23 protein-coding genes are annotated in these 21,134 nt (G+C 71.4%); 1 reads left to right on the forward strand and 22 read right to left on the reverse strand.

Going from position 1 to position 21,134, the window contains the following annotated elements:
- The 13 genes from ACIQCH_RS31825 to pyrR all read right to left on the reverse strand — a co-directional run.
- Positions 1-107, reverse strand: a 107-nt coding sequence (locus tag ACIQCH_RS31825) for an S-adenosylmethionine synthetase N-terminal domain-containing protein (RefSeq protein WP_158939665.1), incomplete at its 3' end; no start/stop codon positions are given.
- A 197-nt stretch (positions 108-304) separates the two neighbouring features.
- Entirely contained in the window at positions 305-1,507 is a 1,203-nt protein-coding gene (gene coaBC / locus ACIQCH_RS31830; protein ID WP_402586644.1) for a bifunctional phosphopantothenoylcysteine decarboxylase/phosphopantothenate--cysteine ligase CoaBC, read from the reverse strand.
- Between the two features lie 142 nt (positions 1,508-1,649).
- Entirely contained in the window at positions 1,650-1,922 is a 273-nt protein-coding gene (gene rpoZ, locus ACIQCH_RS31835; RefSeq protein WP_005319902.1) for a DNA-directed RNA polymerase subunit omega, read from the reverse strand.
- A gap of 29 nt (positions 1,923-1,951) precedes the next feature.
- Positions 1,952-2,515 (reverse strand): guanylate kinase, encoded by a 564-nt coding sequence (gene gmk, locus ACIQCH_RS31840; RefSeq protein ID WP_402586646.1) that lies wholly within the window; start codon positions 2,513-2,515, stop codon positions 1,952-1,954.
- Positions 2,516-2,576: 61 nt separating this feature from the next.
- On the reverse strand, positions 2,577-2,900 hold the full coding sequence (locus ACIQCH_RS31845) for an integration host factor (protein ID WP_030210160.1): 324 nt from the start codon (positions 2,898-2,900) through the stop codon (positions 2,577-2,579).
- A gap of 233 nt (positions 2,901-3,133) precedes the next feature.
- The gene (gene pyrF / locus ACIQCH_RS31850) at positions 3,134-3,982 is read right to left on the reverse strand and encodes an orotidine-5'-phosphate decarboxylase (RefSeq protein WP_402586648.1); all 849 of its coding nucleotides are present in this window, start codon (positions 3,980-3,982) and stop codon (positions 3,134-3,136) included.
- Positions 3,979-5,091 (reverse strand): quinone-dependent dihydroorotate dehydrogenase, encoded by a 1,113-nt coding sequence (locus ACIQCH_RS31855; protein WP_402586650.1) that lies wholly within the window; start codon positions 5,089-5,091, stop codon positions 3,979-3,981. Before ACIQCH_RS31855 ends, pyrF begins: the two co-directional genes overlap by 4 nt.
- Before the next feature lie 97 nt (positions 5,092-5,188).
- A complete protein-coding gene (gene carB / locus ACIQCH_RS31860) occupies positions 5,189-8,497 on the reverse strand; it encodes a carbamoyl-phosphate synthase large subunit (protein ID WP_402586652.1) in 3,309 nt (1,102 codons plus the stop codon).
- Positions 8,490-9,632 (reverse strand): glutamine-hydrolyzing carbamoyl-phosphate synthase small subunit, encoded by a 1,143-nt coding sequence (gene carA / locus ACIQCH_RS31865; protein WP_402586654.1) that lies wholly within the window; start codon positions 9,630-9,632, stop codon positions 8,490-8,492. Before carA ends, carB begins: the two co-directional genes overlap by 8 nt.
- On the reverse strand, positions 9,629-10,210 hold the full coding sequence (locus tag ACIQCH_RS31870; RefSeq protein WP_402586655.1) for a hypothetical protein: 582 nt from the start codon (positions 10,208-10,210) through the stop codon (positions 9,629-9,631). The genes carA and ACIQCH_RS31870 overlap by 4 nt, the downstream gene beginning before the upstream one ends.
- Positions 10,207-11,493: a dihydroorotase gene (locus ACIQCH_RS31875; protein WP_402586656.1), complete on the reverse strand. Its 1,287-nt coding sequence runs from the start codon at positions 11,491-11,493 to the stop codon at positions 10,207-10,209. Before ACIQCH_RS31875 ends, ACIQCH_RS31870 begins: the two co-directional genes overlap by 4 nt.
- A 2-nt stretch (positions 11,494-11,495) precedes the next feature.
- On the reverse strand, positions 11,496-12,485 hold the full coding sequence (locus ACIQCH_RS31880; RefSeq protein WP_402586658.1) for an aspartate carbamoyltransferase catalytic subunit: 990 nt from the start codon (positions 12,483-12,485) through the stop codon (positions 11,496-11,498).
- Between the two features lie 165 nt (positions 12,486-12,650).
- Positions 12,651-13,223, reverse strand: coding sequence for a bifunctional pyr operon transcriptional regulator/uracil phosphoribosyltransferase PyrR (gene pyrR / locus ACIQCH_RS31885; RefSeq protein WP_402586659.1), 573 nt, complete (start codon positions 13,221-13,223; stop codon positions 12,651-12,653).
- Positions 13,224-13,466: 243 nt separating this feature from the next.
- Here pyrR and bldD point away from each other — a divergent pair, with 243 nt between their 5' ends.
- Complete coding sequence (gene bldD / locus ACIQCH_RS31890; protein WP_030210194.1) at positions 13,467-13,967, forward strand: transcriptional regulator BldD; 501 nt, start codon at positions 13,467-13,469, stop codon at positions 13,965-13,967.
- Between the two features lie 166 nt (positions 13,968-14,133).
- Here bldD and nusB read toward each other — a convergent pair whose 3' ends face one another.
- The 9 genes from nusB to ACIQCH_RS31935 form a co-directional block, all read right to left on the reverse strand.
- Complete coding sequence (gene nusB, locus ACIQCH_RS31895) at positions 14,134-14,565, reverse strand: transcription antitermination factor NusB (protein ID WP_402586662.1); 432 nt, start codon at positions 14,563-14,565, stop codon at positions 14,134-14,136.
- A gap of 2 nt (positions 14,566-14,567) precedes the next feature.
- Complete coding sequence (gene efp / locus ACIQCH_RS31900; protein WP_402586664.1) at positions 14,568-15,134, reverse strand: elongation factor P; 567 nt, start codon at positions 15,132-15,134, stop codon at positions 14,568-14,570.
- Positions 15,135-15,195: 61 nt separating this feature from the next.
- A complete protein-coding gene (locus tag ACIQCH_RS31905; RefSeq protein ID WP_402586665.1) occupies positions 15,196-16,302 on the reverse strand; it encodes an aminopeptidase P family protein in 1,107 nt (368 codons plus the stop codon).
- A gap of 300 nt (positions 16,303-16,602) precedes the next feature.
- The gene (locus ACIQCH_RS31910; RefSeq protein WP_402586667.1) at positions 16,603-17,490 is read right to left on the reverse strand and encodes an AAA family ATPase; all 888 of its coding nucleotides are present in this window, start codon (positions 17,488-17,490) and stop codon (positions 16,603-16,605) included.
- Between the two features lie 46 nt (positions 17,491-17,536).
- Complete coding sequence (aroQ, locus tag ACIQCH_RS31915) at positions 17,537-17,977, reverse strand: type II 3-dehydroquinate dehydratase (RefSeq protein WP_402586669.1); 441 nt, start codon at positions 17,975-17,977, stop codon at positions 17,537-17,539.
- A complete protein-coding gene (gene aroB / locus ACIQCH_RS31920; RefSeq protein WP_402586671.1) occupies positions 17,974-19,062 on the reverse strand; it encodes a 3-dehydroquinate synthase in 1,089 nt (362 codons plus the stop codon). Before aroB ends, aroQ begins: the two co-directional genes overlap by 4 nt.
- The gene (locus tag ACIQCH_RS31925) at positions 19,059-19,577 is read right to left on the reverse strand and encodes a shikimate kinase (RefSeq protein WP_402586673.1); all 519 of its coding nucleotides are present in this window, start codon (positions 19,575-19,577) and stop codon (positions 19,059-19,061) included. Before ACIQCH_RS31925 ends, aroB begins: the two co-directional genes overlap by 4 nt.
- Complete coding sequence (gene aroC, locus ACIQCH_RS31930; RefSeq protein ID WP_402586674.1) at positions 19,574-20,758, reverse strand: chorismate synthase; 1,185 nt, start codon at positions 20,756-20,758, stop codon at positions 19,574-19,576. The genes ACIQCH_RS31925 and aroC overlap by 4 nt, the downstream gene beginning before the upstream one ends.
- A gap of 114 nt (positions 20,759-20,872) precedes the next feature.
- Positions 20,873-21,115: a hypothetical protein gene (locus tag ACIQCH_RS31935; RefSeq protein WP_402586676.1), complete on the reverse strand. Its 243-nt coding sequence runs from the start codon at positions 21,113-21,115 to the stop codon at positions 20,873-20,875.
- Positions 21,116-21,134 lie beyond the last annotated feature (19 nt).

Raw genomic sequence — 21,134 nt, forward strand, 5'->3', positions numbered from 1 at the left:
GGGTCCTCGGCGAGAAGCGCGTCGAGGATCGTGTCGCTGATCTGGTCAGCGATCTTGTCGGGGTGGCCCTCGGTCACGGACTCCGAGGTGAACAGGCGGCGGGACACATCGCTCCCTGGGGTTGCAGCGGCTGCTGGCTGAATGGTTTCGCGGACCTCGTCCGGGGGCTGCGCCCGACCGGGATCCGGTTCTAGCTTATCGGGCGCTTCCGCGGCCCGGACCACGCGTCTCGCCAAATGGGAGGGCTGTGACCTGCGGCACTCCATTGTGACGCAGGTCCGACGCGCGGAACAAGAGCCGCTCCTCAGGCGAGTCGCGGCGCCACGAGGTCCCAGATGCGGTCGGCGAGGGACTCCTTGGGACCATAGGGTACCGGCGATTCCCCACCATCCGAAGAGAGGATGACGGCTTCGTTCTCCTCGGAACCAAAGGTCTTGGTGGCTCCGACCTCATTGACGACAAGGAGATCGCACTTCTTGCGGCGGAGCTTGGTCCAGCCGTTCGCGAGCACGTTGTCCGTTTCGGCGGCGAATCCGACGACGACCTGGCCGGGCCGTGCGCGGTCCGCGGAAATCTCCGCGAGGACGTCCGGATTGCGGACCAGCTCGACCGGAGCCGGTTCTTCCCCGTCCTTCTTCTTGATCTTCCCCTCGGCGTACGCGGCCGGCCGGAAATCGGCTACGGCGGCCGCCATCACCACCGCGTCCGCGTCCGCAGCGGCCTTGAGCACCGCCTCCCGCAGCTGCACGGCGGTCCCGACCCGCACCACGTCGACCCCGGCCGGGTCGGCCAGCGCGGTGTTCGCCGCGACGAGGGTGACGCGGGCGCCGCGCGCCACCGCCGTACGGGCCAGGGCGTAGCCCTGCTTGCCGGAGGAGCGGTTGCCCAGGAAGCGGACCGGGTCCAGCGGCTCGCGGGTGCCGCCGGCGCTGATGACGACGTGCCGGCCGCGCAGGTCGGGCTCGGCGGTCCCGCGGTCGAGCACCCTGCGGCAGACCTCGAAGATCTCCTCCGGGTCCGGCAGCCGGCCCTTGCCGGTGTCGACGCCGGTGAGGCGGCCGACGGCGGGCTCGATGACCACGGCGCCGCGGCGGCGCAGGGTGGCCACGTTCTCCTGGGTGGCGGGGTGCTCCCACATCTCGGTGTGCATCGCGGGGGCGAAGACCACGGGGCAGCGGGCAGTCAGGAGGGTGTTGGTCAGCAGGTCGTCGGCCAGCCCGTGGGCGGCCTTGGCCAGCATGTCGGCGGTGGCGGGGGCCACGACCACCAGGTCGGCGCCCTGGCCGATGCGCACGTGCGGGACCTCGTGGACGGCGTCCCAGACCTCGGTGGAGACCGGGTTGCCGGACAGCGCCGACCAGGTGGCCTCGCCGACGAAGTTCAGGGCCGAGGCGGTGGGCACCACCCGGACGTGGTGTCCCGACTCGGTCAGCCGGCGCAGCAGCTCGCACGCCTTGTAGGCGGCGATGCCGCCGCTGACCCCCAGGACGACCTTCGGCTTGTCCACTGCGTCTCCGCTCCCCGGCATCTCTGTCCACTCCGTCCGCGCCCGAACCCGGCGCGTCTCCGCGTCTATGACACACCACAGGCCCGGCAGTCGCGCTGCCGGGCCTGTGGTGAAGGTGGTGCTCCGTGTGGTGCCGCGGGCCTTACTGGGCCGGGCCCTCGATGGCCTCGGAGGTCAGCAGACCGGCGTTGATCTCGCGCAGCGCGATCGACAGCGGCTTCTCGTGGACGTGGGTGTCCACCAGGGGGCCGACGTACTCGAGCAGGCCCTCACCGAGCTGCGAGTAGTACGCGTTGATCTGACGCGCACGCTTGGCCGCGTAGATCACGAGGCTGTACTTCGAGTCGGTAGCCTCGAGCAGCTCGTCGATCGGCGGGTTGATGATGCCCTCGGGCGCGGTGATGGAAGAGGACACGCTCTACCTTCCGAAAGATGGGAAAAAGATCAAAGAACTTCCATCAAGGCTAGCAGCTCACGCGCTACATCCTCGACGGAGGTGTTGACAAGGGTCACGTCGAACTCGGACTCGGCCGCCAGTTCGGTCTTCGCGGCCTCCAGACGACGCTCGATGACCTCCGGCGGCTCGGTGCCGCGGCCGGTGAGCCGGCGGACCAGCTCCTCCCAGCTCGGCGGGGCCAGGAAGACCAGCTGCGCCTCCGGCATGGACTCGCGCACGAGCCGGGCGCCCTGGAGATCGATCTCCAGCAGCACCGGCTCGCCGGACTCCAGCCGCTCGACGACGGCGGCCCGGGGGGTACCGTACCGGTTGCCCGCGAACTCGGCCCACTCCAGCAGTTCGCCGTTGGCGACGAGCTTGTCGAACTCGTCGTCGGTGACGAAGAAGTAGTGGACACCGTGCCGCTCACCGGGTCGCGGCTTGCGGGTGGTGGCCGACACCGAGAGCCATACCTCGGGGTGAACCTTGCGCATATGCGCGACGACCGTGCTCTTGCCGACCCCGGAGGGGCCGGAGAGCACGGTCAGCCGCGGACGAACCTCTGCTGCCATGGAGCGATTATCCCGGTTCTCAGGAGCGCCTGGGAACACGGGCGGCCTCCGAGCGGTCCGGTCAGGAGCCGGAGACGCCGAACTCGCGCTCCAGGGAGGCGATCTGGTTCGTCCCGAGACCTCGGACACGGCGGCTCTCGGAGATGCCGAGCCGCTCCATGATCTGCTTGGCGCGGACCTTGCCGACGCCGGGAAGGGACTCGAGCAGGGCGGAGACCTTCATCTTGCCGATGACGTCGTTCTCCTGGCCCTGCTTGATGACCTCGTGGAGCGAGGCGCCGGAGTGCTTGAGTCGATTCTTCACCTCGGCCCGCTCCCGGCGAGCCGCGGCGGCCTTTTCGAGCGCGGCTGCGCGCTGTTCAGGGGTAAGGGGCGGAAGAGCCACGCCTACGTCACCTCGGATGTCGAACTGTCGGATACGGACCGGTGGGGAACCGGAAGGCACCACACCGCGCGAGCTACGAACAACGGATGTGCACGTTGGCTCTGGTCGGGAGACTAGCGGCCAAGACCGCTCCAGTCAGCGAGAACGGATGAAAAGTCCTGGTCAGCCTCCACTGAACCGTACATCGAGGACAAATCACCCCGGTTTTGTCCGGCTACCGACCTGCGAGTTCGTCACATCTCACGCGCCACGGCGACCGCCTCGCGGATCTCGGCGGCGAACCGGGCCGCGGCGGAGCGCAGCGCGTCCGCGTCGGGACCGTGCTTGAGGACGCCCCGCGAGACGTTCGGGACCACGTTGCGGACCGCGGCACCGAAGACGGCCGGCAGATCGGCCGCGGTGGCGCCCTGGGCGCCGATGCCCGGGGCGAGCAGGGGGCCGTTGATGTCCAGGTCGAAGGAGGACAGGTCGCCCAGGGTGGCACCGACGACCGCGCCGAAGGAGCCCATGGGCTCCGCGCCCGCGTTCTCCTCGGCCAGGTGCCTCAGCATGGTGGCGCCGATGGTCAGGCCGTCCTCGCGGACCGCCCGCTGCACCTCGGCGCCCTCCGGGTTGGACGTCAGCGCGAGGACGAAGAGCCCGGCGCCCGACTCGCGCGCGAGGTCCACGGCCGGCTTCAGCGAGCCGTAGCCCAGGTACGGGGTGACGGTCAGGGCGTCCGAGAACAGCGGGGAGTCCGGGCGCAGGAAGGCCTCGGCGTACGCGGCCATCGTCGAGCCGATGTCGCCGCGCTTGGCGTCCATGACCACCAGGGTGCCCGCGGCCCGGGCGTCGGCGACGGTGCGCTCCAGGACGGCGAGGCCGCGGGAGCCGAACCGCTCGAAGAAGGCGGCCTGCGGCTTGAAGACGGCAACCGAGTCGGCCAGCGCCTCCACGACGGTGCGGGAGAACGCCTCCAGGCCCTTGACGTCGTCGTCCAGGCCCCAGGAGGCCAGCAGGGCGGCGTGCGGGTCGATGCCCACGCACAGCGGGCCCCGCTCGTCCATGGCGGAGCGCAGGCGGGTGCCGAAGGAGATCGTCACGAGGTGGCAGCCTTTCGGGTCTCGGCGCCGACCGCGTCGGCGAGCGTGGCGTACGGGCTGGCGGCCAGGCGGGCCGCCAGGCCCTTGTGGATGGCGCGGGCGTAGCAGGGGCCCTCGTAGATGAAGGCGCTGTAGCCCTGGACCAGGGTGGCGCCGGCCAGGATCCGCTGCCAGGCGTCCTCGGCGTTCTCGATGCCGCCGACGCCGATCAGGACGATCCGGTCGCCGACCCGGGCGTACAGGCGGCGCAGGACCTCCAGGGAGCGCGCCTTGACCGGGGCCCCGGACAGTCCGCCGGCCTCCTCGACCAGGGCCGGGGAGGACTTCAGGCCCAGGCCCTCGCGGGCGATGGTGGTGTTGGTGGCGATGATGCCGTCCAGGCCCAGCTCCAGGGCGAGGTCGGCGACCGCGTCCACGTCCTCGTCGGCGAGGTCGGGGGCGATCTTGACCAGCAGCGGGACCCGGCGGCCGGTGACGCTGCGGTCGGCGGCCTCGCGCACGGCGGTCAGCAGCGGGCGCAGGGACTCGGTGGCCTGGAGGTTGCGCAGGCCGGGGGTGTTCGGCGAGGAGACGTTGACGACCAGGTAGTCCGCGTGGCGGGCGAGGCGCTCGGTGGAGAGCACGTAGTCGGCGGCGGCCTCGGCCTCCGGCACGACCTTGGTCTTGCCGATGTTGACGCCGACGACCGTCTTGAAGACCGGGTTGCGGGCCGCCAGGCGGGCCGCGACGGCCTCGGAGCCCTCGTTGTTGAAGCCCATGCGGTTGATCAGGGCGCGGTCCGGGACCAGGCGGAACAGCCGCTTCTTGGGGTTGCCGGGCTGGGCCTGGCCGGTGACCGTGCCGATCTCGACGTGGTCGAAGCCGAGCATGGACATGCCGTCGATGGCGACGGCGTTCTTGTCGAAGCCGGCGGCGAGGCCGAAGGGGCCGTGCATGCGCAGGCCCAGGGCCTCCGTGCGCAGCTCCTCGTACCGGGGCGCGAGGTAGGCCGCGACGAAGGTGCGCAGGACCGGGGTGCGGGCCGCGAGACGGATCCACCGGAAGGCCGTGTAGTGGGCCTGCTCGGGGTCCATCCGCTTGAAGACCAGGTTGAAGAACAGCTTGTACATCGTCCGTTTTATCCCTTGAATCCCTTGTGCGCTCGAAAGGACCTCATGAAAGGGGGGACACCGGTCGATCGCCGGTGCCCCCCTCTCGTACGGGCTGCTAGTCGCGGGCCGCGGTCAGGTGCTCCGCGTGCTCCTGCAGCGAGCGCACGCCCACGTCGCCGTGGTTGAGCGCGTCGATGCCCTGGACGGCCGCGGCGAGCGCCTGGACCGTGGTCAGGCACGGGACGCCGCGGGAGACCGCCGCCGTACGGATCTCGTAGCCGTCGAGGCGGCCGCCGGTGCCGTACGGGGTGTTGACGATCAGGTCGACCTGGCCGTCGTGGATCAGCTGGACGACGGTCTTCTCGCCGTTCGGGCCCTCGCCCTCGCTGAGCTTGCGCACCACGGTGGCGTTGATGCCGTTGCGGCGCAGCACCTCGGCGGTGCCGGAGGTCGCGAGCAGCTCGAAGCCGTGGGCGACCAGCTCGCGCGCCGGGAAGATCATCGAGCGCTTGTCGCGGTTGGCGACCGAGATGAACGCGCGGCCCTTGGTGGGCAGCGGGCCGTAGGCGCCGGCCTGCGACTTGGCGTACGCCGTGCCGAAGACCGAGTCGATGCCCATGACCTCGCCGGTGGAGCGCATCTCCGGGCCGAGGACGGTGTCCACGCCGCGGCCCTGGATGTCGCGGAAGCGGCTCCACGGCATCACGGCCTCCTTGACGGAGATCGGCGCGTCCAGCGGCAGGGTGCCGCCGTCGCCGGCCTTCGGCAGCAGGCCCTCGGCGCGCAGCTCGGCGATGGTGGCGCCGAGCGAGATGCGGGCGGCGGCCTTCGCGAGCGGGACCGCGGTGGCCTTCGAGGTGAAGGGCACGGTGCGGGAGGCGCGCGGGTTGGCCTCGAGGACGTAGAGGATGTCGCCGGCCATGGCGAACTGGATGTTGATCAGGCCGCGGACGCCGACGCCCTTGGCGATCGCCTCGGTGGAGGCGCGCAGGCGCTTGATGTCGTAGCCGCCGAGGGTGATCGGGGGCAGCGCGCAGGCCGAGTCGCCGGAGTGGATGCCGGCCTCCTCGATGTGCTCCATGACGCCGCCGAGGTAGAGCTCGGTGCCGTCGTAGAGGGCGTCGACGTCGATCTCGATCGCGTCGTCGAGGAAGCGGTCGACGAGCACCGGGCGGGTCGGGGAGATCTCGGTGGACTCGGCGATGTACGACTCCAGCCGCGCCTCGTCGTAGACGATCTCCATGCCGCGGCCGCCGAGCACGTACGACGGGCGGACGAGCACCGGGTAGCCGATCTCGTCGGCGATGGCCTTCGCACCGGCGAACGTGGTGGCGGTGCCGTGCTTGGGGGCGGGCAGGCCCGCCTCCAGCAGGACGCGGCCGAACGCGCCGCGGTCCTCGGCGGCGTGGATGGCCTCCGGGGAGGTGCCCACGACCGGTACACCGTTGTCCTTCAGGGCCTGGGCCAGGCCGAGCGGGGTCTGGCCGCCGAGCTGGACCACGACGCCGGCGATCGGGCCGGCCAGGGACTCGGCGTGCACGATCTCCAGCACGTCCTCGAGCGTGAGCGGCTCGAAGTACAGGCGGTCGGAGGTGTCGTAGTCGGTGGAGACGGTCTCCGGGTTGCAGTTGACCATCACGGTCTCGTAGCCCGCGTCGCTGAGCGCGAAGGAGGCGTGGACGCAGGAGTAGTCGAACTCGATGCCCTGGCCGATGCGGTTCGGGCCGGAGCCCAGGATGATCACCGCGGGCTTCTCGCGGGGCGCGACCTCGGACTCCTCGTCGTAGGACGAGTAGAAGTACGGGGTCTTCGCGGCGAACTCGGCGGCGCAGGTGTCGACCGTCTTGTAGACCGGGCGGACGCCGAGGGCGTGCCGGACCTCGCGGACGACGTCCTCGCGCAGGCCGCGGATCTCGGCGATCTGGGCGTCGGAGAAGCCGTGGCGCTTGGCCTCGGCGAGCAGCTCGGGCTCCAGCTTCTCGGCCCCGGCGAGCTCGTCGGCGATCTCCTTGATCAGGAAGAGCTGGTCGACGAACCACGGGTCGATCTTGGTGGCCTCGAACACCTCCTCCTGGGTGGCGCCGGCGCGGATGGCCTGCATGACGGTGTTGATGCGGCCGTCGGTGGGGCGCACCGCGACGCGCAGCAGCTCCTCCTTGTCGCCGGGCTCGCCGACGAAGGTGAACTGGGAGCCCTTCTTCTCCAGGGAGCGCAGGGCCTTCTGGAGGGCCTCGGTGAAGTTCCGTCCGATGGCCATGGCCTCGCCCACCGACTTCATGGTGGTGGTGAGGGTGGCGTCGGCGAGCGGGAACTTCTCGAAGGCGAAGCGCGGGGCCTTGACGACGACGTAGTCGAGGGTCGGCTCGAAGGAGGCCGGCGTCTTCTCGGTGATGTCGTTCGGGACCTCGTCCAGCGTGTAGCCGATGGCCAGCTTGGCGGCGATCTTGGCGATCGGGAAGCCGGTGGCCTTGGAGGCGAGCGCGGAGGAGCGGGAGACGCGCGGGTTCATCTCGATGACGATGACGCGGCCGTCGACCGGGTTGATCGCGAACTGGATGTTGCAGCCGCCGGTGTCGACGCCGACCTCGCGGATGATCGCGATGCCGATGTCGCGCAGGCGCTGGTACTCGCGGTCGGTCAGGGTCATCGACGGGGCGACGGTGATGGAGTCGCCGGTGTGGACGCCCATCGGGTCGAAGTTCTCGATGGAGCAGACGACCACGACGTTGTCGGCCTTGTCGCGCATCAGCTCGAGCTCGTACTCCTTCCAGCCGAGGATGGACTCCTCCAGGAGCACCTCGGTGGTCGGGGAGAGCGTCAGGCCCTGGCCGGCGATGCGGCGCAGCTCCTCCTCGTCGTGGGCGAAGCCGGAGCCGGCGCCGCCCATCGTGAAGGAGGGGCGCACGACGACCGGGTAGCCGCCGAGGGTCTCGACGCCCTTGAGGACGTCGTCCATCGAGTGGCAGATGACCGAGCGGGCGGACTCGCCGTAGCCGATCTTCTCCTTGACGGCCTCGACGACGCCCTTGAAGAGGTCGCGGTCCTCGCCCTTGTTGATGGCCTCGACGTTGGCGCCGATGAGCTCCACGCCGTACTTCTCCAGCACGCCCTGCTCGTGCATGGAGATGGCCGTGTTGAGCGCGGTCTGGCCGCCCAGGGTGGGCAGGAGGGCGTCGGGGCGCTCCTTGGCGATGATCTTCTCGACGAACTCGGGGGTGATCGGCTCGACGTACGTCGCGTCGGCGATCTCCGGGTCGGTCATGATCGTCGCGGGGTTGGAGTTGACCAGGATGACCCGCAGGCCCTCGGCCTTGAGGATGCGGCAGGCCTGGGTGCCGGAGTAGTCGAACTCGGCGGCCTGGCCGATGACGATCGGGCCGGAGCCGATGACCAGGACGGACTGGATATCGGTGCGCTTAGGCACGCTCGGCCTCCATCAGGGATACGAAGCGGTCGAAGAGGTACGCGGCGTCGTGCGGGCCCGCGGCCGCCTCGGGGTGGTACTGGACGCTGAAGGCCGGCTGGTCGAGCAGCTGGAGGCCCTCCACCACGTCGTCGTTCAGGCAGACGTGGGAGACCTCGGCGCGGCCGTAGGGGGTGTCGGAGACCCTGTCGAGCGGGGCGTCGACGGCGAATCCGTGGTTGTGGGCGGTGACCTCGACCTTGCCGGTCGTACGGTCCTGCACCGGCTGGTTGATGCCGCGGTGGCCGTACTTCAGCTTGTAGGTGCCGAAGCCGAGCGCGCGGCCGAGGATCTGGTTGCCGAAGCAGATGCCGAAGAGCGGGGTCTTGCGCTCCAGGACCGCCTGCATGACGGAGACCGGGTGGTCGGCGGTGGCCGGGTCGCCGGGGCCGTTGGAGAAGAAGACGCCGTCCGGCTCGACCGCGTAGATCTCCTCGGCGGTCGCGGTGGCGGGCAGCACGTGCACCTCGATGCCGCGCTCGGCCATGCGGTGCGGGGTCATGCCCTTGATGCCGAGGTCGACGGCGGCGACGGTGAAGCGCTTCTCGCCGATCGCGGGGACGACGTACGTCTCCTTGGTGGCGACCTCGGCGGAGAGGTTCGCGCCCTTCATCTGGGGCTGCTCCTGGACCTTCGCCAGCAGCGCCGCGTCGGCGGCGACGGACGTACCGGAGAAGATGCCGACGCGCATCGCGCCGCGCTCGCGCAGGTGGCGGGTCAGGGCCCGGGTGTCGATGCCGGAGATGCCGACGACGCCCTGGGCGGCGAGCTCCTCGTCGAGGGAGCGCTGCGAGCGCCAGTTCGAGGGCTTGCGGGCGGGGTCGCGGACCACGTAGCCGGACACCCAGATGCGGCCGGACTCGGGGTCCTCGTCGTTGACACCGGTGTTGCCCACGTGCGGGGCGGTCATCACGACGACCTGGCGGTGGTACGAGGGGTCGGTCAGGGTCTCCTGGTAGCCGGTCATGCCGGTGGAGAACACGGCCTCGCCGAAGGTCTCCCCCACGGCCCCGTAGGCGCGTCCGCGGAAGATGCGGCCGTCTTCCAGGACGAGTACGGCGGGAGTTTTCACGGCTCCCCTGGTGGAGGTCGTCATCGTTCGGCGCCTTCCGTCGTGATGGATTGGTTCATGGAGTTGATGGCTTCGACCCAGGCGGCGTGCTCGGCCGCGCGGTCGGAGCGGAATCCGGAGTCGATCAGCTTGTCGCCGTGCGCCCATGTGACGACCAGCAGACCGCCCTCGGTCAGTACCTTGCCCGCGATTCCCTTGTCGAGGCGGGCGCCGCGCAGTTGCTCGGCCGGTACGAAGAAGTCGGTGGCACCCGGACGGACCACGTCCAGGCCCGCGTCGGTGAGGGTGAGCTCGACGCGGCTGCGGACCCCGAGGCCGTGCGCCACGATGCGGTCCAGCCACTGGCCCGCCGTGGTCGACCCGTGGTAGCGGCCGGTGAGGGCGAGCCGGTGTGCCGGCAGCCCGTCGGGAGCGGCGGGCAGCTCGGGCAGGTCGCCCTGGAGCGTGCCGCGCCACTTCCAGCCCTGGCGCATCAGCCAGTAGACGAACGCGATGAAGACGAGGAGGCCGAGGACCCACGCGATGCGTGCGCCCCAGTCCGTCACCTTCGCCGACTCACGTTCGGCTGCCTGTGCGGCCAGATGGATTACTGCAGGTGTCACGCGAGGTTCCCGTCCACGACCGTTGCCCGGCCCCGCAGGAAGGTGTAGGTGACGCGACCCGGCAGCTCGCGGCCCTCGTAGGGCGTGTTGCGGCTGCGGGAGGCGAAGTGCGCGGGGTCCACGACACCACGGTACGCAGGATCCACGAGCGTGATGTTCGCGGGTTCACCTGCCGAGACGGGACGTCCGTGGCCGTCGAGGCGGCCGATGCGGGCCGGGGCGGCGGACATGCGGTCGGCGACGCCGGCCCAGTCCAGGAGGCCGGTCTCGACCATGGTCTGCTGGACGACGCTCAGCGCCGTCTCCAGGCCGACCATGCCCATGGCGGCCGCGGCCCACTCGCAGTCCTTGTCCTCGTGCGGGTGCGGGGCGTGGTCGGTGGCGACGATGTCGATCGTGCCGTCGGCCAGGGCCTCGCGCAGGGCCATGACGTCGCGCTCGGTGCGCAGCGGCGGGTTGACCTTGTAGACCGGGTTGTACGAGCGCACCAGCTCGTCGGTGAGGAGCAGGTGGTGCGGGGTGACCTCGGCGGTGACGTCGATGCCGCGGGACTTGGCCCAGCGGACGATCTCGACGGAGCCGGCGGTGGACAGGTGGCAGATGTGGACGCGGGAGCCGACGTGCTCGGCGAGCAGCACGTCGCGGGCGATGATCGACTCCTCGGCGACGGCCGGCCAGCCGCCCAGGCCCAGCTCGGCGGAGACGGTGCCCTCGTTCATCTGGGCGCCCTCGGTCAGGCGGGGCTCCTGGGCGTGCTGGGCGACGACGCCGCCGAAGGCCTTCACGTACTCCAGGGCGCGGCGCATGATCACGGCGTCGTCGACGCACTTGCCGTCGTCGGAGAAGACCTTCACGTTGGCGGCCGAGTCGTGCATGGCGCCCAGCTCGGCGAGCTGCTTGCCCTCCAGGCCGACGGTGACGGCGCCGATGGGCTGCACGTCGCAGTAGCCGTGCTCCTGGCCGAGGCGGTAGACCTGCTCGACGACGCCGGCGGTGTCGGCGACGGGGAAGGTGTTGGCCATGGCGAAGACCGCGGTGTAGCCGCCGCTCGCGGCGGCGCGGGTGCCGGTCAGGACGGTCTCGGAGTCCTCGCGGCCGGGCTCGCGCAGGTGCGTGTGGAGGTCGACCAGGCCGGGCAGCAGGATCTGGCCCTCCGCCTCGATGACCTGCGCGCCCTCGGCCGACAGGCCGGTGCCCACGGCGGCGATGGTCTCACCGTCGATCAGGACGTCCTGCACCTCGCCGCCGAGGACCTTCGCGCCACGGATCAGGATCTTGCTCATGGTTACTTGGTCTCCTCGGTGCGCGCGGCGGTGGACGGGGTGGTGACGGCGGGCTCGGATCCGCCGAGCAGCAGGTAGAGGACGGCCATCCGGACGAAGACGCCGTTGGCGACCTGCTCGATGACCGTGCAGCGGTCGGAGTCGGCGACCTCGGCGGTGATCTCCATGCCGCGGACCATCGGGCCGGGGTGCATGACGACGGCGTGCTCCGGCATCTTGGCCATGCGGGCGCCGTCCAGCCCGTACCGGCGGGTGTACTCGCGCTCGGTCGGGAAGAACGCGGCGTTCATGCGTTCGCGCTGCACACGCAGCATCATCACGGCGTCGGACTTCGACAGCACCTCGTCGAGGCCGTACGAGACCTGGCAGGGCCAGGTGTCGACGCCGACCGGGACCAGGGTGGGCGGGGCCACCAGGGTGACCTCGGCGCCGAGGGTGTGCAGGAGGTCGACGTTCGAGCGGGCCACCCGGCTGTGCAGCACGTCGCCGACGATCGTGATGCGCTTGCCGGCCAGGTCCTCGCCGAGGGCGTCGGGGCCGATCAGGCGGCGGCGCATGGTGAAGGCGTCGAGCAGGGCCTGGGTGGGGTGCTGGTGGGTGCCGTCGCCCGCGTTGATCACGGGGGCGTCGATCCAGCCGGAGGTGGCCAGGCGGTAGGGGGCGCCGGAGGCGCTGTGGCGGATGACCACGGCGTCCACGCCCATGGCCTCCAGGGTCTGGGCGGTGTCCTTGAGGGACTCGCCCTTGGAGACGCTGGAGCCCTTGGCCGCGAAGTTGATCACGTCGGCGGACAGGCGCTTCTCGGCGGCCTCGAAGGAGATCCGGGTGCGGGTGGAGTCCTCGAAGAAGAGGTTGCAGATCGTGCGGCCGCGCAGGGTGGGCAGCTTCTTGATCGGCCGGTCGGCGGTCCGGGCCATCTCCTCGGCGGTGTCGAGGATGAGGACGGCGTCGTCGCGCGTGAGGTCGGCGGCCGAGATGAGGTGGCGCTTCATCTGGGTGCTCCGGGTTCTCGGATGGAGGAGAGGCGGGCTCGGGGGGTGTGGCGGGCAGGCCGGAGGCGCGCCGGGCGCGGGACGTGGTCCCGGCCGGGCGGGCCCGGGTGTCCGGTGGGTGCGCCGGCCCGTCGGTGCGGGCGGGCGCGAGGGCACCCGGACGGGCTAGTGGCCGTTCGTCGCGGCCGGGCCCTGGCCGAGCAGCACGGCGTCACGGCCGTCCTCCTCGTCGAGCTGGACCTTGACCGTCTCGCGCAGCGAGGTGGGGAGGTTCTTGCCGACGTAGTCGGCGCGGATCGGGAGTTCGCGGTGGCCCCGGTCGACGAGGACGGCGAGCTGCACGGCGCGGGGGCGGCCGAGGTCGCCGAGGGCGTCGAGGGCGGCGCGGATGGTACGACCGGAGAAGAGGACGTCGTCGACGAGGACGACCAGGAGGCCGTCGAGGCTGTCGACGGGGATCTCGGTGCGACCCATCGCGCGGGCGGGCTTCATCCGCAGGTCGTCGCGGTACATCGTGATGTCGAGCGAGCCGACCGGCACCTTGCGGCCGGTGATCTCCTCCAGCTTCTCGGCGATCCGGCGGGCGAGGAAGACGCCCCGCGTCGGGATGCCGAGGAGGACCACGTCGTCGGCGCCCTTGGCGCGTTCGACGATCTCGTGGGTGATGCGGGTCAGTACCCGCGCGATGTCGGAGGCCTCGAGTACCGGCCGGGCCGCATCGGTGGCGTGCGTGTCCATGAAAAGGACCTCCTTCTCCGCCTCACTGGACGGAACTTAAAGGACGTCTGTCGTAGCCCCTCCACCGTATCAGTGCCGCCGGGCGGATCGCGCCAGGGGGAGCGGGACACGGGTCCGAACCACCCGTGCGTGGCGCGGGGCGCGACCATTCGGCTTGACGCATCCACGTAACGCTGCGTAACCTCACAGTGAGTTACCAGCCGCGCGGCGGAGCCGCACGTCGTCATAGCGTCCGGGAGCCTTATGTCCAGCGAATACGCCAAACAGCTCGGGGCCAAGCTCCGTGCGATCCGCACCCAGCAGGGCCTTTCCCTCCACGGTGTCGAGGAGAAGTCCCAGGGCCGCTGGAAGGCGGTCGTGGTGGGCTCGTACGAGCGCGGGGACCGCGCCGTCACCGTCCAGCGGCTCGCCGAGCTCGCGGACTTCTACGGCGTCCCGGTGCAGGAACTGCTGCCGGGCACGACCCCGGGCGGCGCCGCCGAGCCGCCGCCGAAGCTGCGTCTGGACCTGGAGCGCCTGGCCCACGTCCCCGCGGAGAAGGCCGGCCCGCTGCAGCGCTACGCGGCGACCATCCAGAGCCAGCGCGGCGACTACAACGGCAAGGTGCTGTCGATCCGCCAGGACGACCTGCGCACGCTGGCCGTCATCTACGACCAGTCCCCCTCGGTCCTCACCGAGCAGCTGATCAGCTGGGGCGTGCTGGACGCGGACGCGCGCCGCGCCGTCACGCACGAGGAGGCGTAGCCCCTCCGCGGTCCCGGTGCGGGGCCGCAGAAACGTAACGCCGATGGGCCTGGCCCGAAGCTCTGCTTCGGGCCAGGCCCATCGGCGTTCGCGGTGCGGGGACACGCGGAAGGGCCCGCAGCCAGTGGCTGCGGGCCCTTCCGAAGTGCGCGGACCAGCGGCGGCACTACGCCTCGCGGCGCAGCTTCGGCTTCAGGTCCTTGAAACGGCCCAGCAGGCCGTTCACGAAGGCCGGCGAGTCGTCCGTGGAGAACTCCTTGGCCAGCTGCACGGCCTCGTCGATGCACACGGCGTCCGGGGTCTCGTCCTCCCAGATCAGCTCGTACGCGCCGAGGCGGACGATGTTCCGGTCGGCGACGGGCATCCGGTCGAGGTCCCAGTCCACCGCGTAGGTGGCGATGAGCTCGTCGATCCGGGCCACGTGCTGGGCGTACCCCTCGACCAGCTGCATCGTGTACTCGTTGACCGGCGGCTGCCGGTCGTCCGAGCGCGAGTGCCGGATCCAGTCGGCGAGGACCGTCTGCACGCCTTCGTCGCGCTGGTCGGCCTCGAAGAGGATCTGGAAGGCACGCTTGCGGGCCTTGCTGCGGGCAGCCACGGTTAGCTGTTCACCCGGCCGAGGTAGCTGCTGTCACGGGTGTCGACCTTGATCTTCTCACCGGTGGTGATGAACAGCGGGACCTGGATCTCGTGGCCGGTCTCCAGGGTGGCGGGCTTGGTGCCACCGGTGGAGCGGTCGCCCTGGACGCCGGGCTCGGTGTGCTGGATGGTCAGCTCGACCGAGGCCGGGAGCTCGACGTAGAGCACCTCGCCCTCGTGCTGGGCGACCTGGGCGGTGAAGCCCTCGATCAGGAAGTTGGCGGAGTCGCCGACGTTCTTGCGGTCGATGTGCAGCTGGTCGTAGGTCTCCATGTCCATGAAGACGAAGTACTCGCCGTCCATGTAGGAGAACTGCATGTCGCGGCGGTCGATGGTGGCCGTCTCGACCTTGACGCCCGCGTTGAAGGTCTTGTCGACGACCTTGCCGGACAGCACGTTCTTGAGCTTGGTGCGCACGAAGGCCGGGCCCTTGCCGGGCTTGACGTGCTGGAACTCGACGACGGACCAGAGCTGGCCCCCGTCGAGCTTGAGCACCATGCCGTTCTTGAGGTCGTTCGTGGAAGCCACGGTTGCCAAATCTCCTGGACTGAAAAGACCACGGGTGCGAGCCCCCGCCCGGCGAGCCGGGCTAGAGCGCGAGCAGCTCCTTGGTCGTAATGGTGAGTAGCTCGGGTCCGCCGTCCGCCTCGGGGCGTACGACGAGCGTGTCATCGATCCGGACTCCGCCCCGCCCCGGGAGGTGGACCCCAGGTTCGACAGTGACCGGCACGCAAGCGTCCAGTTTACCCATTGCGGCGGGTGCGAGCTGCGGGTCCTCGTCGATTTCGAGTCCGACACCGTGTCCCGTGCACGGCGCGAGCGCCTCGCCGTGTCCCGCCGCGTCGATCACGTGGCGGGCGGCCCGGTCGACGTCCCGGTACGCAGCCCCCGGCGCGAGGGCCTCACGGCCCGCCCGCTGGGCCGCGAAGACCAGCTCGTACAGCTCGATCTGCCACTCAGCGGGGGTGGTGCCGATGACGAAGGTACGGCCGATCTCGCAGCGGTAGCCGCGGTAGTTCGCGCCCAGGCAGACCGAGAGGAAGTCGCCCTCCTCCACGCGGCGGTCGGTGGGCCGGTGCCCGGAGCGCCCGGAGTGGGGCCCGGTGGCCACCGAGGTGCGGAAGGCGGGTCCGTCCGCGCCGTGGTCGACCAGCCGGCGCTCGAGCTCGAGCGCGAGGTGCCGCTCGGTCCGGCCGACGAGGATGGACTCCAGCAGCTCGCCCAGGGCCTGGTCGGCGATCTCCGCCGCGATGCGCAGGCAGGCGATCTCCTCCTCGTCCTTCACCAGCCGCTGCTGCTCGACGGCGTGGCCGAGGTCGCCCAGCCGCAGCCGGGGGGCCACCGAGTGCAGGGCCCGGTGGCGGGCGACGGTCAGGTCGTGCTCCTCCACGGCGAGGCTGTCGGCGCGGGCCGACTGCGCGTGGTCGGCCGCCGCGACCGCGGGGTCGCCTCCGGGGCCGTCCAGCACGCTCAGGCGCAGGTGGTCGTCGAGGCGCCCCTCCTGGGGGTCGCCGGTGGGGGTGTCCCGGCAGAACAGCAGGTCCTCGGAGGGCCCGAGGAGGAGGACGGCACCCTTGGGCGCGGCTCCGGAGAGGTAGCGCACGTTCGCCGGGCGGGAGACGAGTGCTGCGGAGCTGCCCGCTGCGGCGAAGCGGTCACGGATCAGATCACGGCGGGCCGCGTACACCTCTGACATGTTTTGAGGGTAAGAGTCCGCTTCCGGTGCCGCCTGTGGAGTGCGTCCGGACGGTGTCGGACCGGCCGGAGCCCCACCGTCTCGAAGCGGGAGTGCCGTCCCGTGGTGTGTGGGGGAGGCGCTTGACAGGGGTGGCAGGCTGGACCGGAGGCAGGCCCGGGCCAGGGGTGGCCGAAGGCCAGGGCGAAGCCCCAAAGCCCCTGGGGTGGGCCTGCCACAGGGCCTGCAGGCCACCCCTGTCAAGCGCCGAGGGGACCCACACACCACGGGACGGCCCGTGAAGCCGGCGGAAGCGGACGGCTACCAGCGCGGCGGCGAGGTGACGGCCCGGGCGAGCACGTCGTCCAGCGCGCGGGCCGTGGTCTCCACGTCGTACTGGGAGTTGTCGATGATCGGCAGCCCGGAGCCGTACCAGCCCGCCATGCGGCCGTGGATGCGGGCCACCTCCTCGTCGGAGAGGCGGCGGTTGCCGGAGCGCTCCGCGTTGCGCTCCAGGACGACCTCCAGGCCGGGCAGCAGCACGACGGGCAGCAGTGCGGGGCCGACGTGCCGCTTCCAGCCGCCGAGGCCGACCACCGGCCGGTCGGGGAAGACCGCGTCGTCGACGATGCAGGAGATGCCGTTGGCCAGGAAGTTGCGGGCGGCGAAGCCGCACGTGCGACGGGCCAGCCGGTACTGGGCCTCGGAGTGGTCGTTCCAGCCGGCCTGCGGGTCCGCGAAGCCGGAGCAGACCCACTCGCGCACGTCGTCCAGGCTGATGTGGGCGGTGGGCACCGGGCGGCTGTTCGCCCAGTGCCGGGCCACCGTGGTCTTCCCCGCGCCCGCGGGGCCTATGAGGAGCACCGCGAGCGTGGCGTGGCCCGTGCCGACGGGGCCGCCCGGCGCGTGCGGGACGGGCATCGAGTGCACCGGCGGGGCCACGGGCGGGAGCGCCACGTGTCCCGTGGGCTCGGTCCACCCGTGCGGGCCCGAAGGGGTCTGGGGCACCGGGCCCCAACCCCCCGTCGCGTGCTGCATCCGCTGCCACTCCGTCCGTACCGCGAGACGCTGATACGGAAACGTTACCGGACGGTCTCGGGCGTCCGGTTCGTCCGCCCGACCTGGGATTCGTCCGGCGACCCGGGGTCCGGCACCGCCGACCCCGGGCCCACCGGTGGCCCCTGGGCGTACCGGTCGTACCGGGCGCATCCGTGGTCCCGGGGCGAACCGGTCGCCCCGGGAGCGTCCGGGCGGCTCAGGCGTCCAGCTCGTCGGCCAGTGCGCGCAGCGCCAGCCGGTACGAGCCGATGCCGAAGCCGGCCACCGTACCCGACGCCACGGCGGCGATGACCGAGGTGTGACGGAACTCCTCCCGCGCGTACGGGTTGGAGATGTGCACCTCGATCAGGGGCGCGGTGCGCTGGGCGGCCGCGTCCCGCATCCCGTACGAGTAGTGGGTGAAGGCGCCCGGGTTGATGACGACCGGAATCCGGCCGTCCGCCGCCTCGTGCAGCCAGCGGATCATCTGGCCCTCGTCGTTGGTCTCCTTGACCTCGACGGCGAAGCCCAGCTCCTCCCCCAGCTTCTCGCACGCGGCCACGAGCCCGGTGTACGAGGTGGACCCGTACACGTCGGGCTCGCGCGAGCCCAGCCGCCCGAGGTTCGGCCCGTTGAGGACGAACACCCGGCGGGTCACGCCGACACCTCTCCGTACGCGGCGATCAGCATGGCCGGGTCCGGGCCCTCGATGACGGTGGGCTTGGCCAGGCCGTCCAGGACGATGAAGCGGAGCAGGTCGCCGCGGGACTTCTTGTCGACCTTCATGGTCTCCAGCAGCTTGGGCCACTGGTCGCCGCGGTAGGTCAGCGGCAGCCCGACCGAGGCGAGGACGGCCCTGTGCCGGTCGGCGGTGGCGTCGTCGAGCCGGCCGGCCAGCCGGCCCAGCTCGGCGGCGAAGACCATGCCGACCGAGACGGCCGCGCCGTGCCGCCACTTGTAGCGCTCGTTCTTCTCGATCGCGTGGGCGAGGGTGTGGCCGTAGTTGAGGATCTCCCGCAGACCCGACTCCTTCAGGTCGCTGGAGACCACGTCGGCCTTGACCCGGATGGAGCGCACGATCAGCTCGGCGGTGTGCGGGCCGGCGGGCGTACGGGCCGCCTCCGGGTCCGCCTCGATCAGGTCGAGGATCGTCGGGTCGGCGATGAAGCCGGCCTTGATGATCTCCGCGAGGCCGCTGACGTAGTCGTTGACCGGCAGCGACTCCAGCGCCGCCAGGTCGCACAGCACGCCGGCCGGCGGGTGGAAGGCACCGACGAGGTTCTTGCCCTCGGCGGTGTTGATGCCCGTCTTGCCGCCCACCGCCGCGTCCACCATCGCCAGGACGGTGGTCGGTACGGCGATCCAGCGCACCCCGCGCAGCCAGGTGGCCGCGACGAAGCCCGCCAGGTCCGTGGTGGCGCCGCCGCCGACGCCCACGACGACGTCGGTACGGGTGAAGCCGGACTGGCCCAGCGCCTTCCAGCAGTACGCCGCCACCTCGGCCGTCTTGGCCTCCTCGGCGTTCGGCACCTGGATGGCCACGGCCTGGTAGCCCTGGTCGGCCAGGTCGGCGCACAGCGCCTCGCCGGTGGACGCCAGCGCCTCGGGGTGGATGACCGCGACCCGCTTGGCCTTCGTACCGATCATGCCGGCGAGCTCGCCGAGCAGCTGCTCGCCGACCAGGACCTCGTACGCGTCGTGGCCTGCGCTCGCGCCGACCTGGATCCGCGTCACGTCCGTCATACGTCCTTCAACTCCAGTGCGTCGAGGATCGCCTCTGCGACCTCTTCGGGGGTGCGGTTGTCGGTGGCCACCTCGACGCGCGCGACGTCGGTGTACAGGTGGCGGCGGGCCTCCATCAGCTCGCGCCACTGCCGGCGCGGGTTGACGGCGAGCAGCGGGCGGGCGGCGCCGAGGCCGACCCGGCGCACCGCCTCCTCGACGTCCATGGACAGGTAGACCACCGGCTGCCCGGCCAGCAGCGCGCGGGTGTCCTCGTCGAGGACGGCCCCGCCGCCGAGCGCCAGGATGCCCCGGTGCTCGGCGACGGCGGCCGCGACGGCCGCCTTCTCCAGCTGTCGGAAGTACGGTTCGCCCTCGTCGACGAAGATCTCGGAGATCTCCCGGCCCTGCGCGGCGACGATGTCCGCGTCGGTGTCCCGGTAGGGCGCGCCGAGCCGCTCGGCCAGCAGCGCGCCCACCGTGGACTTGCCGGAGCCCATCGGGCCGACGAGGACGATCAGGGGGCCGCCGGTCACCGGATGTGCAGGTTGTCGAGGTAGGACGTGACGTTGCGGCGGGTCTCGGCGACCGAGTCGCCGCCGAACTTCTCCACCACGGCGTCCGCCAGGACCAGGGCCACCATGGCCTCGGCGACGATGCCCGCCGCGGGGACGGCGCACACGTCGGAGCGCTGGTGGTGCGCGGCGGCCGCCTCGCCCGTCGCCACGTCCACGGTGGCCAGGGCGCGCGGCACGGTGGCGATCGGCTTCATCGCGGCGCGGACGCGCAGCAGCTCGCCCGTGGTCAGGCCGCCCTCGGTACCGCCGGCACGGCCGGTGGTGCGCTTGATGCCCTCGGGGGTGGTGACGATCTCGTCGTGCGCCTTGGAGCCGGGCACGCGGGCCAGCTCGAAGCCGTCGCCGACCTCCACGCCCTTGATGGCCTGGATACCCATGAGGGCGGCGGCCAGGCGGGCGTCGAGACGCCGGTCCCAGTGCACGTGGGAGCCGAGGCCGACGGGGACGCCGTAGGCGAGGACCTCGACGACGCCGCCGAGGGTGTCGCCGTCCTTGTGAGCCTGGTCGATCTCGGCGACCATCGCCTTGCTCGCGTCCGCGTCCAGGCAGCGCACCGGGTCCGCGTCGAGCTTCTCGACGTCGGCGGGGGTCGGGTAGAGGCCGTACGGGGCCTTGGCCGCGGCCAGCTCCACCACGTGCGAGACGATCTCGATGCCCGCGGCCTCCTTGAGGAAGGACCGGGCGACCGCGCCGAGGGCGACCCGGGCGGCGGTCTCGCGGGCGCTGGCGCGCTCCAGGATCGGGCGGGCCTCGTCGAAGCCGTACTTCTGCATGCCGGCGAGGTCGGCGTGGCCGGGGCGCGGGCGGGTCAGCGGCGCGTTGCGGCCGGTCTCCTTGAGCTCCGCGGGGTCCACCGGGTCGGCGGACATGACCTTCTCCCACTTGGGCCACTCGGTGTTGCCGACCATCACGGCCACCGGCGATCCGAGGCTCAGTCCGTGGCGGACACCGCCCAGGAAGGTGACCTCGTCCTGCTCGAACTTCATGCGGGCACCGCGGCCATAGCCGAGGCGTCGCCGTGCGAGGTGGTCGGCCACCAGCTCGGTGGTGACCGGGACGCCGGCGGGAAGGCCCTCCAGCGTCGCCACCAGCGCGGGTCCGTGCGACTCCCCAGCGGTCAGCCAACGCAACCTGCTCAACGATGCTCCTCATGCTCGCGCCTCGACGTACTGCGGCGCGGCCGGGTGCGCGGCCCTGGCCCGCCTGCCCCCGATCCTCCCATGCCGGGGAGGCTGTCTCGATCTCCGGTCCAGCTATTGGACGCCCGTCTCGCCCCCGGGACCGTCCTTCGCGGGTACGCGGGCCGCCGAGCGGCGGCGCAGCGCCGCCCGGATCACCCCGTAGGCCACGATGCCGCCCACGAGGCCGAGCACCGCGTACGTCACCCAGTCCGGCCCGTCGCCGAACACGAGACGGACGAGTCCGATGACGACCCGCCCCCCGTCGAACAGGAAATCGATCTTCGAGGCCAGTACCTGGCCCGCCTCGGTACCCATATTGCTCCCCCCTGCGTCG

Origin of the sequence: Streptomyces sp. NPDC093225 (assembly GCF_044753805.1) — a bacterium.
GTDB lineage: Bacteria > Actinomycetota > Actinomycetes > Streptomycetales > Streptomycetaceae > Streptomyces.